The sequence below is a fragment of the Agrobacterium sp. GW821-FHT02D03 genome (assembly GCF_059421725.1).
Window position 1 is genome coordinate 2205339 of the sequence record NZ_JBWKVN010000001.1, and the last position, 12397, is coordinate 2217735.

Sequence of the window (12397 nt, forward strand, 5' to 3'; positions counted from 1 at the left end):
ATAGGAGCTCCCACCTTACAGCGAAGTGGCTGCCTTATGAAAAATTAGTAATATTGCCGCATTGAGCGATATGGCGGTGCAAACCTCAGCGTTCCAGCAAGTCGCGGATCCTGGCTTCTTCATCCGCCGTCAATTTCTGGCCTTCCGAGAGCGCGGCGCGGCGACGGGAAAAGACGAAGACCGCCACTCCGCCGATCAGAAGAAGACCTATCGGCGCCCCCCATAGAGCCAGAGTCCTTGCGCTGAAGCGCGGTTTCAACAGCACGAACTCGCCATAGCGCGAGACGACATAGTTGATTACCGCATCATCGCTGTCGCCCTTGACCAAACGATCGCGCACGAGAAGACGCAGATCGCGGGCAAGCTCCGCATTGCTGTCATCGATCGACTGGTTCTGGCAGACCATGCAGCGCAATTGGGCCGTGAGGTTGCGCGCCCGTGCTTCGAGCGCAGGATCGGCAAGGACCTCGTCCGGGTTGAAAGCGAAGGCGGGAGAGGCGCTGAGCGCCAGAATGATGAGCAACGACAATCTTGCGAGCATCGCTCTCATTCCGCCGGCTCCAGGCTTGCCGCTTTCGCAGGCTTTGCCTTGCGGCTTGGCGCGCCCACACGCAGGCGACGGTCGGAGAGCGAGATAAAGCCTCCCAGCATCATGAACAGCGTACCGCCCCAGATGCAAAGGATGAAGGGCTTCCACCAGATGCGCACGACGATACCACCATCCTGCATCGGATCGCCGAGGGATACATAGAGTTGTGAGAGACCGAAGGTCATGATGCCGGCTTCTGTCGTCGGCATGCGGCGCGCGGTATAGAGGCGCTTTGAGGACCAGACATCGCCCACCTCCTCACCCGCCTTGCGGGCGGTGAAGTGGCCGCGATCTTCGGTGTAATTCGGGCCGACGTGATGACGGATGCCGTCAAAGGTCAGGCTATAGCCGCCCGCCTCCACCACCATGCCCTGCTCCATCTCGACCACGGTTTCCGTCTCGAATGTGGTGACGGTGACGATGCCAAGCACCGTGATGCCGAGGCCGATATGTGCAAGCGCCGTGCCGAACGCCGAGCGAGGCAGACCTTTCAGGCGGCGGAACGCAACGCCAAGCGTCAACTTACCAAAATTGGCACGGTACCAGAGATCGGCAAGCGCGCCGAAGATCAGCCAGAAGCCTGCGGCTATGCCAAGCGCTGCCAATACCGGCCCGCCATTTTGGATGTACCAGAGCGCCAGTCCTGCGAGAGCCGCAAGGGCCGCGGCCACATAGAGCCGCTGGAAGGCCCCAAGAAGATCGCCACGCTTCCAGGCGAGCATCGGTCCGAAGGGTGTGACGACCAGGATCGGGATCATCAACAGGCCGAAGGTAATGTTGAAGAAGGGCGCACCAACGGAAATCTTCTCGCCTGTCAGGGTTTCAAGAACCAGCGGATAGAGCGTGCCGATCAACACCGTGGCGGTGGACACCGTCAGGATCAGATTGTTGAGAACCAGTGCGCCCTCACGCGAAATCGGCGCAAACAGACCGCCTGCCTTCAGCGTCGGGGCGCGCCATGCAAAGAGCGAAAAAGCGCCGCCGATGAAGATCATCAGGATGCAGAGAATGAAGATACCGCGGCTCGGATCGGTGGCGAAGGCGTGGACCGAGGTCAGCACGCCGGAGCGGACGAGGAAGGTGCCGAGCAGCGACAGCGAGAACGTCATGATCGCCAAAAGCACCGTCCAGATTTTCAGCGCCTCGCGCTTCTCCATGACGAGCGCCGAATGCAGAAGCGCCGTTCCCGCAAGCCAGGGCATGAAGGAGGCGTTTTCGACCGGGTCCCAGAACCACCAGCCTCCCCAGCCGAGTTCGTAATAGGCCCAGTAAGAGCCCATGGAGATGCCCGCCGTCAGGAAGGTCCAGGCAGCCAGCGTCCATGGACGCACCCAGCGCGCCCAGGCGGCATCAATGCGGCCTTCCATGAGGGCGGCAACGGCGAAGGAAAAACAGACGGAAAAGCCCACATAGCCGAGGTAAAGCAGGGGCGGATGAATGGCGAGACCGAAATCCTGAAGGATAGGGTTCAGATCCTGTCCCTCAGCTGGAACAGGGTCGAGCCGCAGAAACGGATTGGAGGTCAACAGAATGAACAGCAGGAAGGCCGTGCTGATCCAGGCCTGGACCGAGAGCACATTGGCTTTCAACGTATCGGGCAGATTGCGGCCATAGACTGAGACAAGCGCACTGAAGAACACCAGGATCAGCAGCCACAGAAGCATGGAGCCTTCATGGTTGCCCCAGACGCCGGTCAATTTGTAGATCATCGGCATCAAAGAATGCGAGTTCTCGAAGACGTTCTTCAACGAGAAGTCTGAAACCGCATAGGCGTGCGTCAGCGCACCGAAGCTCAGACCAACCAGAAGAAACATCAGAAGCGAACCGGTGGACGCGACATCCATCAGCCCGCGATCGTGACGACGAACGCCGATAACCGGCAGGATGGAGACGACGACGGAAACCGCGAGCGCAAGGATGAGACAGTAGTGACCGATTTCACTGATCATTTGGTCGCCCCGGTCTTGTTGCCATCCTGCGTCTGCTGCCAAAGACCCTTGTCTTTCAACCGGTCGGCCACTTCCTTCGGCATGTAGTTCTCGTCATGCTTGGCAAGCACGCTGTCTGCCATGAAGGCGTGGGTTGCGGCATCGAAAACACCCTCCGTCACCACGCCTTGGCCCTCGCGAAACAGATCCGGCAGGATGCCGGTGTAGCTGACTGGAACGCTTCCAGAGCCGTCCGTCACGGTGAAGCTGACGGTGCGGCCTTCGCCACGCTTGACCGATCCTTCGGCCACCAGGCCGCCGAGGCGGATACGCGTGCCTGGCGCAACGGAGGTCTTTTCGAGATCAACCGGCATATAGAAGTAAGCGATGGACTGGCCGAAAGCGAACATCACCAGAAAGACAGCCAGCATGATGAAACTCAGGCCACCGCCGATGATCGCCAATCGCTTCTGTTTGCGCGTCATTGCGTCACTCCGTCGGCGGGAATTCCAAGTTGCTGTGCTAGGGCCAGCAATTTCTTGCCCTGCTCGCCGTCCGGCGGAAAGGCCTTCAGCCCGTTTTGCAGTGCTTCCTTCGCCTTACCGTCATTGTTCAGCATGGCATAGGAGCGCACAAGCCGCATCCAGCCCTCAAAATTGTCGGGTTGCTCACGAAGCTTGCCGTCCAGACTTTCGACCATACCGGCAATCATCGCCTTGCGATCCTCTGGTGCCATGGCGTTGGCAGCCTCTATATCTTCAGCCGTCGGATTGCCCGGCGCTTCGGGCTTCGGCACGGCAGCAACTGCCGCATCGCCGCCGGTTGCCTCAAGATGTGCCTGAACGAGCGGTATCCAGGGCGCGCCGGCTGGAGAAGCCTTCAAGATGGCCGCGAATGCGTCGCGCGCCTCATCCTTCTTACCAGCCTGTTCCAGCGCAAGCGCCAGATAGAAGCGCGCTCGCGGATTGCCGGGCCGCAATTTCTCCGCATCGGCGAAAGCGGATTGAGCTTCCTGCGTGACGATGCCCTGATTGGCTGTGACAAGTGTTTCAGCCAATCCGGTCAAGCGCTCGGGGTTATCGCCCAGCAAGCGGATGGCGTTTCGGTAAGCCATTTCAGCATCGCCAAAGCGCATCGTCTTGAAGTAGATCGGCGCCAGCACATCCCATCCCGCGCCGTCCGCAGGGTTTTGCGCCAGATGGCGTTCCGCCTTGGCAATCAAAAGGTTCATGTCGCTGCCGGGATTTTCTAGACGTGCTTCCAGCGGCATGTCCGGATGATTGGGGCTTCCCATGAACAAGTAAAGACAGAGCCCCGTGATCGGTAAAGCCGCCGTCACAAGGCTTGCGATCACACTATGTCGGCGAGCAGTCAAGGCAGTGTCCTGCTCACTCTTTCCTGACGCCGCAGCCAGAAGGCGTCGCCCGATCTCGGCGCGCGCATATTCCGCTTCCGTTTCTCCGATCAGCCCGGATGCGCGTTCGCGCTCAAGCTCTGCCAGCTGATCGCGATAGACGGCAACCTCTCCTTCTCCATCGACAATGGCAGATTGCTTGCTGCGCATCAGAGGATGGGTGAGAATAATGGCGACAGCCGCCGTCAATATGGCAACGAGAATCCAGAACATTCCCACTCAACTACTCGAATGCGCGCTGCTTTGAAACAAGCCGCAACGGGATGACACGAATTTGAGGCCATCGGCCGCGCGACGTTCTCTCACAGGAAGACGTACGACTTCCTTGACACAAGTCAAATGGAAGAATTCCCTTCCGCCAGGACTATGACCCCGGACCCCGTCGCGAGCGCCGACAGAAAGGCAAGAACCCGAGAGCGCTCGCTATCAGAATGATCCCGCGGGGCAGACGTCAGGTAAGCGGCGTCCAGGTTCCATCCGCGTTGCGGCAGGCCGCCCCGCGCACCTTCGCCTCGCGACCATTGTCGTTGATGGTATGAGAATATTGACGGCAATTCTGGTTGCCGACTTGGTAGGGCGCGTTGGCGATCACCTCACCATTTGCACTGCCGCTCCAGGTCACCGCCTGTCCGCCGGGCGCGGTCTCGAGCGCGCGATACTCCGCTTCCAGTGCCTTGTTGTAATCGCCGCGGCTCAACTGAATGCCACTGCGCGACACGATGCCGCCCTGGAGGTTGGCGATATAGGATACGGAAGACGATCCGCGACCGCTAAAAAGGCCTCCACCGCTTGCAGGTCCGCGCGTGTTGGATGTTGTGCAGGAGCTTAAAACGGAAACGACAATCAGGGACAGAACGGCAGGTCGCGCCAAGCGAGACCCTGTTGCTCTCACACCTGCACTGCACATCGCTTCCATCAAAATACTACTCCTTGCAAACGCTCAACTGCTAAACCCTGCTGAGTGACGGCAGCGCGCCACGCATCATCAGGCACATCGTCATCACTCTTCCGGCTTGAATTAATTGCCTTTTCGCTTGTCTTAAGCAAGCTCTTTCGACAGGCCCGGCAAAAGCAGTGTGGCCTTCAATCCACCGAGTTCGCTGCGCGACAGGGTGAATTTCCCGTGATACTCGGAAACCACTTCGCTGACGATCGACAGTCCAAGACCGGTGCCGGGCCGGCTTTCATCCAGCCGTCGCCCGCGCTTCAGCGCTTCGGTGATCTGGTCGGGCTCTAGACCAGGCCCATCATCCTCCACCGTCAATTCGATCCACGCGCGGCGGGTGATATCGGGATCGGAGGACGGATGGCTGCCGGTTGTCATGCGAACGACGATACGCTTGTCCGCAAAGCGGGCGGCATTTTCGAGAAGGTTGCCGACGACCTCCTCCAGATCCTGCTGCTCCATCGCCAGCAGCGTGCCTGGCTGGTGAAGATCGAGTTCGAAGGCCTTGTCGGGGTTGAGGCGACGCATCACCCGGATCAGGCGTTCCAGAGCCGGTTCGGCTTCGGCACGCGCCAGGATCGAGCCGCGCTGGGCAGCGATACGGGCCCGCGACAGATAGGACTGTACCTGCGCCTGCATGGCATCCACCTGGGATCGCACCAGATCGCCGTGCTGATTGTCCAGCGTTCGCGCCTCGTTCAACAGTACTGCGATCGGTGTCTTCAGCGAGTGAGCCAAGTTGCCAACCTGCATGCGCGCGCGTTCGACGATGCGGCGGTTGCTTTCAATCAGCGCATTGATCTCATGCGCCAACGGCTGGATTTCGCGCGGGAATTCACCCTCCAGCCGCTCGGCCTCACCGCCGCGAATCTTGCCGAGCGCCACGCGTGCATGGTCGAGCGGACGAAGACTGTAGAGGATGGCGAGACCGTTGACCACGAGACTACCGACGCCGAAGACCGCGAGCGCCAGATAGAGGCTGTTGGAAAAGTCGCGCACATCGTCCTCGACAACGTTCAGGTTGCCGGTCACACGAAACCGTGCCGCCCTGCCCTCACCATCCAGCACGACTTCGGTCTCGGCCACCTGAATGCGGTTTCCGGCCTGATCGGTCAGCGTGTAATAACGTTCATAGCGGTTGTCGAAGGGCACATCGAGAATGCTGGGAACGGCAAGCTTGGAGGCGCCAAGTGATGAGGAGACCAGCGGTGCAGTCTGGAAGTTGCCGAGCGGCTCCACGAGCCAGTACCATCCCGTATCCGGTTGGGAGAAACGCAAATCTCCGAGCTGTGGACTGCCGGCCAGCGTGTTCTCATTGGAAATCGTCACGGAATTGATGACGTTGTAGAGCTGGGCACGCAACAGATCGGTAAAGCTGCGCTCGACACCCTGGCGGTAGAGCGTCGAAATCACCACCGCGATCACCACCAGCGCCAGCACAGACCATGCCGAGGCTAGTAGCAGAACGCGGGCGGTGAGTGAATTACTTCGCATCTTGCGGCGCTTGCATCCGGTAGCCAAGACCACGAATGGTCTCGATGAGGTCAACACCCAGCTTCTTGCGCAAGCGTCCAACGAAAACTTCGATCGTGTTGGAATCGCGGTCGAAATCCTGATCGTACATGTGCTCGACCAGCTCGGTGCGCGAAACGACCTCACCCATGTGATGCATGAGATAGGAAAGCAGCCGGAACTCGTGCGAGGTCAGCTTCAAGGTCCCGCCATTGACGGTTGCCTTGGACGACTTGGTGTCGAGCCTGACAGGACCACAGACGATTTCGGAGGACGCGTGGCCTGCGGCGCGACGGATGAGCGCGCGCACACGCGCAAGCACTTCCTCCACATGGAAGGGCTTTGTCACGTAATCGTCGGCGCCAGCGTCGATACCGGCCACCTTGTCGCTCCAGCGGTCACGTGCCGTAAGAATCAAGACGGGCATGGACTTGCCGGCAGAGCGCCATTTTTCGACAACGGTAATGCCATCCATCTGCGGCAGGCCAATATCGAGCACGATCGCGTCATAAGGCTCGGTATCGCCGAGGTAGTGGCCTTCCTCGCCGTCGAACGCCTGATCGACCACATAACCCGCTTCTTTCAGCGCGTCGGTCAGTTGTCGGTTGAGGTTGGTATCGTCCTCGACCACGAGAATGCGCATCGTCTGCCCCTTTTCAGTCCAACCGGCAGCAGAGCCGGCATTCGAAATGTGTTTATAGCAGATGTATGGAGATTTCGGCTACGATTCAACTACATAGGTACGCGCATCGTGACCTTGCGGGGGCGCTCGCCATTGCCCTGCACCAGAACTGTTACCACGCAGGATTGACCGTCGCCGGACGGATAGACGGAAAGGAGCTGTCCACCGGTTTCGCGAACGACGCGGGAGACGGCGCCGGTGCAGTCGCTCGCAATGCGAACAATCGGCGCCTCGACGGCACCGGCCCGCAAATCAGCCTGCGGCGCGGGGAAGCCGGACATTCCGGCTGCAAGCGTCGCGATGATTAGAGGTGATGCCATTTGCAAAAACTTCCACAAAAAGTCGGATGCACGTCGAAATAGTTTGTTGAGGCAATATTTAGCCCAAAGCGTCTGAATGGCAAATGAATGTGGGCTTTTGTGTCCGTTCAAGCTGGGGATAGCAACCCGACCGAAGCAGCAGCACCATCATCTTTTCAGAGATATGTAACCATTGCTGCGTAGAATGAAGAGAGTTCTTATCGCGGCAGCTATGAGCCCGCGGCGGCTTTCCTTTGCCATTTCGTTGAGGCTTCTGAATCACTTGCGACCAAGACTTAACATACTGAGTCTCCTCGTTAAGAAACCGGTTGAGCAAAACCCCAAGCGACTGCGTGCTTTCTAAAAAATTCAATTACTTTCAGCTACTTAAGGCCTTGGTATTTAGCATTGCCTGTGCTGAGCTCGCAGAGACAAGGCTTAGCTGATCGGAGAGGTCACCGCTTTATCGGCATCGAAGTCCGCTGCAATTCGCGTATCTCGGAGAGGCTTTACGGTTCTAGTGGATAGATCATAGGCTGGGTCGGCCTTATAGGCGGCGAGCGCCTCTTGGCTCTCGAACTCGCCGTAGACGATGAAGTCGACCGAGTTGCCCCACTGGTCCTTCTTGACGTTCTCGCCGATCTCGAGCTTGGAAGCGTGGGGAATGGCCGTCAGGCCTGAAAGCCCCTTGCGCACGGCGTCTCGATTGGCTTCAGGAACGGTGAAGAAAACGATGTGGCGGATCATGGGCATGCACCTGTCAATTGAACGTCGTGGCAGAACACTGGAGCAATCGCCTATCATCCTGTCGCAACGGGTTCAATCCAGCTTACCGGGTGGATGTCACGCGACGCCCTTTCTGACCCGGCCTGTTCGACACGAAGCCAGCGACTGCCCCCCTTTTGCGGAGCGGGTTTGAGTGCTGGCGAAACGGCTCGCGACGACCGAGAATCATGGTCAACGGATGATCGGATCGGGTTTTGGAAAGGCGACCTTCGGCAAGTTGCGGATTTTCCACATGCTGGCAGCGACAGTTAAATCGATTTGAAAATTTCTTAATCGATTTTAATATCTGCGAACCGATTTAAGAGAAAATTATTGCTTGAATCTGGGAACCTCTCGCCCTCTTACTTGGTTTCAGAGCCCGCTAATGGAGCTGCATCAACCCAGTCAGGAGGAATGCCATGACAGCGACAATTCCCCAGAACATTTACGACCGCCTCGAGAGCGAATGGCGGCAGATGCGCGAAGGTGGCAGCCAGCCAAAGCCTTCGCAGTCTCCAAAGAAGTGATCGCCGCTTGCATGCCCTAGGGTGTGCTCCGGCAGATGGAAATAGCCCGCGACATGACGATCGTCTGTCGCGGGCTTTTTGTTGCGTCCGATTCTTTCCACCGTCGCAAAGCTCGTATTAGACTGGTGCCTAGACTGCAAATCACGCGGTCGGCTGGGGCCGGTCTCCCGTGGTGCCCGAGATCCTTGGAGGAACATACTATTGCGGTGGATCAGGCGCTTTATCGGACCTTTGTCCAGCACTGGCATCGTCTTGGGGACATTGCTGTTTTGTGCTTCGCTGACGCCCTCGCTTCTCCCGCGCACCTTCGTCATGCAAGGCGTTCTCTGTGGCTTTTCCTTTGCCATCGGGTACCTCATCGGCGTGGTGGTGAAGGAGGTTTACCTCTATTTGGAGCTGCCGCAGCTTTCCCGGCATGATCGGCGCGGCGTCCGCTTCGTCCTGTCGCTTGCCGCCGCCATCGCCGCGGTCGGCTTTCTCTGGCAGGCGGCCACCTGGCAGAACTCCATCCGAATCTTGATGGAGATGAGCCCACTCGATAGCAGCCACCCGTTCAGGACAGGCGCGATTGCAATCGCCGTTGCAGCAATCCTGATTGGTTTCGGGCGCCTTTTCCAACTCGTTCGTCGCCTGTTGGCCTTGCGCAGTCGTCGCTTCCTGCCGCGTCGGCTGGCGAACGTCGTCAGTGCCGTTGCGGCCATCGCGCTTGCGTGGATGGCACTGAACGGGCTGATCTTCGACATCGGCCTGCGATTTGCTGACAGTTCGCTGAAACAGGTTGATAGCCTGATCGAGCCGGACGTTCCGCAACCGACGGACCAATTGAAAACCGGCAGCGACACTTCCCTGATGACGTGGCAATCGCTCGGCCGGCGCGGACGGGAATTTGTGGCGACGGGGCCCACGGCGCAGCAGATTTCGAGCTTCACCGGCAAAGCCGCGCTTGAGCCGATCCGTGTCTATGCCGGGCTCAATTCCGCGGATACGCCGGCTGCGCGGGCGAAACTTGCGCTCGAAGAGTTGAAACGCACAGGCGGCTTCGAGCGCCACGCCCTGCTCGTCGTCGTGCCGACCGGCACAGGCTGGATCGATCCCGAGGCCATGGATACCGTCGAGTATCTGCACAATGGCGATATCGCCAGCGTTTCGGTGCAGTATTCCTATCTCTCCAGTTGGATCGCTCTTCTGACCGAACCGGATTACGGGGTCGAAACGGCGCGCGCGCTTTTCGAGGAAATCTACGGCTATTGGACGACGTTGCCGAAAGAGACGAGGCCGAAGCTCTATCTTCACGGGCTTAGCCTTGGCGCGCTGAACAGCCAGAAGTCGTCCGACCTCTTCGACGTCTTGGCCGATCCGTTTCAAGGCGCGTTGTGGAGCGGGCCGCCCTTCGCAAGCCCCACATGGCGGATGGCGACCAATGGTCGGGTGCCCGGCACGCCGGAATGGCTGCCAAAGTTTCGCGATTCGTCCGTCATCCGATTTGCAGATCAGTATCAAACAGCGACGATGCCGAACGTTGCCTGGGGGCCGATGCGGATCGTCTATCTGCAATATGCAAGCGACCCGATCACCTTCTTCCAGACCTCATCGGTTTATCGGCGACCCGAATGGATGAACCAGCCCCGTGGCCGCGATGTCTCCTCCTCGTTCCGCTGGTTCCCACTCGTCACCTTTCTGCAATTGACCCTGGACGTGGCTGCCGCAACCACCGCGTCCATGGGCTACGGCCATGTCTACGCTCCCGAACACTACATCGACGCATGGATGGAGGTGACAGCACCGGAAGGCTGGAGCGCAGACGATCTTCAGCGACTGAAGGTGTTCTTCAAGGCGCGCCGTGGAAGCCTCGACGAGGCATAAGACCTCGGAGAATAACGGACTGAGCCGGGCTGGATAGCACCTCAGCGAGAGATGCGCGTCGACAGGATAATCGATGAGAGCGTGCGCTCCACTCCATCCAGCGCGCCGATCTTGTCGATCAGCCCGTCTAGGTCGGAGATAGAGGGAGCGGCAAGGATCGCAATCAGGTCGAAACTGCCGCTGACGGAATGAAGTGTCGTGACTTCCTTGATTGCGGACAGTGCGACAGTGACGGTTGCCAATGCCTTGGGGCCGATTGTGATCAGCACATGGGCGCGCACCAGCCCGGACAAGTAGTTCTCCGACAGCCTCAGGCCATAGCCGGCGATGACGCCTTCCTCCTCCAGCCGCTCGATGCGGGCCTGGACCGTTGTTCGCGACAGGCCAAGCTTACGCGCCAGTTCGGCAACGGGCATGCGGGCATCGCTTCCAAGCAGCGACAGCAAGGCGCGGTCTTTATCAGTGATTGTCATTATGCGCATTCCCTTTGGCGGTATGCACAAATTTATACGGCTATGTGAACAAAGTGAAGCTACGAATCGTCTTGTGAAAGCGGCATTCTGTTACCTCAACACATGTCTTGAGGGGACGTATCATGAAACATATCGTTGTCATCGGTGCTGGTAATATCGGCTCGGCTATTTCCTGGATGCTTGCGGTTACCGGCGACTACCGCATTACCGTTGCCGACCGCGCGGTCGATCAACTGGCCAATGTCCCATCCCATGAGCGGATTGACACCGAGGTGGTGGATATCACCGACCGACCGAGCCTTCAGGCCTTGTTGAAAGACAAGTTCGCGGTTCTCTCAGCCGCTCCGTATCATCTCACTGCGGGCATTGCCGAGGCAGCCGTTGTGGTCGGTACCCACTATCTCGACCTCACCGAAGACGTGGAATCCACCCGCAAGGTCAAGAAGCTTGCCGAAACGTCGGAGGTGGCTCTCATTCCCCAATGCGGCCTGGCACCGGGCTTCATTTCCATTGTCGCTGCCGATCTGGCATCGCGCTTTGACAAGCTGGACAGTGTGCGCATGCGCGTTGGCGCCTTGCCGCAGTACCCGTCCAACGCCCTGAACTACAATCTCACCTGGAGCACGGACGGCCTGATCAACGAATACATCGAGCCATGCGAGGCGATCGTCGAAGGGCGCCTGACGGCCGTTCCGGCCTTGGAAGAGCGCGAGGAGTTCTCCCTCGACGGCATGACCTACGAAGCCTTCAACACGTCCGGCGGGCTCGGCACGCTTGCCGCCACGCTGGAAGGCAAAGTGCGGACCATGAACTATCGGACGATCCGCTATCCCGGCCACGTCTCGATCATGAAGGCGCTTCTCAACGACTTTAACCTGCGCAACCGTCGTGACGTGCTGAAAGACCTGTTCGAAAACGCTCTTCCCGCCACCATGCAGGATGTGGTCATCGTGTTCGTCACCGTCTGCGGCACCAAGAACGGTCGGTTCATGCAGGAGACCTACGCCAACAAGATCTATGCCGGTCCCGTCTCCGGGCGCATGATGAGCGCAATCCAGATCACCACTGCCGCAGGCATTTGCACGGTTCTCGATCTTCTTGCTGGAAACAAGCTGCCGCTGCGCGGCTTCGTGAAGCAGGAGGATGTGGCTCTCGATGCTTTCCTCGCCAACCGCTTCGGCCAGTATTACGTGCCGCGAGAAGGTCTGGCGAAGGTCGGCTGACAGGTACCCTCACCTCTCAGCAGAAAGTTAGAACAAATTTCCGAGGCTGGCGCGATCGAAACTTCGCTCCAGCCTTTTTGATTGCGTATGACCGCAGTCAGAAACTCGCTCCAGAAACGCAAAAAGCCGACCCTGAGGTCGGCTTTGTGTCTTCGCCAATGCTGATTGCGAAAATG

Annotated in this window: 12 protein-coding genes; 2 read left to right on the top strand and 10 right to left on the bottom strand. The window is 58.8% G+C overall.

The window, feature by feature from the left end; translation table 11 throughout:
- Positions 1-85: 85 nt before the first annotated feature.
- The 9 genes from AC07U5_RS10480 to AC07U5_RS10520 all read right to left on the bottom strand — a co-directional run bounded on the left by AC07U5_RS10480 (position 86) and on the right by AC07U5_RS10520 (position 8117).
- The gene (locus tag AC07U5_RS10480; protein WP_113226990.1) at positions 86-550 is read right to left on the bottom strand and encodes a cytochrome c-type biogenesis protein; all 465 of its coding nucleotides are present in this window, start codon (positions 548-550) and stop codon (positions 86-88) included.
- Entirely contained in the window at positions 547-2538 is a 1992-nt protein-coding gene (locus tag AC07U5_RS10485; RefSeq protein ID WP_494722947.1) for a heme lyase CcmF/NrfE family subunit, read from the bottom strand. The genes AC07U5_RS10480 and AC07U5_RS10485 overlap by 4 nt, the downstream gene beginning before the upstream one ends.
- On the bottom strand, positions 2535-3002 hold the full coding sequence (gene ccmE / locus AC07U5_RS10490; protein ID WP_494722948.1) for a cytochrome c maturation protein CcmE: 468 nt from the start codon (positions 3000-3002) through the stop codon (positions 2535-2537). The genes AC07U5_RS10485 and ccmE overlap by 4 nt, the downstream gene beginning before the upstream one ends.
- The gene (gene ccmI, locus AC07U5_RS10495; RefSeq protein WP_494722949.1) at positions 2999-4144 is read right to left on the bottom strand and encodes a c-type cytochrome biogenesis protein CcmI; all 1146 of its coding nucleotides are present in this window, start codon (positions 4142-4144) and stop codon (positions 2999-3001) included. The genes ccmE and ccmI overlap by 4 nt, the downstream gene beginning before the upstream one ends.
- Before the next feature lie 238 nt (positions 4145-4382).
- Positions 4383-4838 carry an RT0821/Lpp0805 family surface protein gene (locus AC07U5_RS10500; protein ID WP_111847992.1) on the bottom strand — a complete coding sequence of 152 codons (456 nt, stop codon included), beginning with the start codon at positions 4836-4838 and terminating at the stop codon, positions 4383-4385.
- 132 nt (positions 4839-4970) lie between these two features.
- A complete protein-coding gene (locus AC07U5_RS10505; protein WP_062598319.1) occupies positions 4971-6371 on the bottom strand; it encodes an ATP-binding protein in 1401 nt (466 codons plus the stop codon).
- Positions 6361-7032, bottom strand: coding sequence for a response regulator transcription factor (locus AC07U5_RS10510; protein WP_494722950.1), 672 nt, complete (start codon positions 7030-7032; stop codon positions 6361-6363). Before AC07U5_RS10510 ends, AC07U5_RS10505 begins: the two co-directional genes overlap by 11 nt.
- A gap of 89 nt (positions 7033-7121) precedes the next feature.
- Positions 7122-7391, bottom strand: a complete 270-nt coding sequence (locus AC07U5_RS10515) for a hypothetical protein (protein WP_062438111.1) — start codon at positions 7389-7391, stop codon at positions 7122-7124.
- A gap of 417 nt (positions 7392-7808) precedes the next feature.
- Positions 7809-8117, bottom strand: coding sequence for a Dabb family protein (locus AC07U5_RS10520; RefSeq protein WP_062426159.1), 309 nt, complete (start codon positions 8115-8117; stop codon positions 7809-7811).
- A 746-nt stretch (positions 8118-8863) separates the two neighbouring features.
- Between AC07U5_RS10520 and AC07U5_RS10525 the strand changes: the two genes are divergently transcribed.
- Positions 8864-10525 carry an alpha/beta hydrolase gene (locus tag AC07U5_RS10525; RefSeq protein WP_494722951.1) on the top strand — a complete coding sequence of 554 codons (1662 nt, stop codon included), beginning with the start codon at positions 8864-8866 and terminating at the stop codon, positions 10523-10525.
- Positions 10526-10566: 41 nt separating this feature from the next.
- On the opposite strand, the gene AC07U5_RS10530 is transcribed toward AC07U5_RS10525, so the two are convergent.
- Positions 10567-10998 carry an Lrp/AsnC family transcriptional regulator gene (locus AC07U5_RS10530; RefSeq protein WP_494722952.1) on the bottom strand — a complete coding sequence of 144 codons (432 nt, stop codon included), beginning with the start codon at positions 10996-10998 and terminating at the stop codon, positions 10567-10569.
- A gap of 122 nt (positions 10999-11120) precedes the next feature.
- Here AC07U5_RS10530 and AC07U5_RS10535 point away from each other — a divergent pair, with 122 nt between their 5' ends.
- Positions 11121-12221 (top strand): saccharopine dehydrogenase family protein, encoded by a 1101-nt coding sequence (locus tag AC07U5_RS10535; protein ID WP_494722953.1) that lies wholly within the window; start codon positions 11121-11123, stop codon positions 12219-12221.
- Positions 12222-12397: the final 176 nt, after the last annotated feature.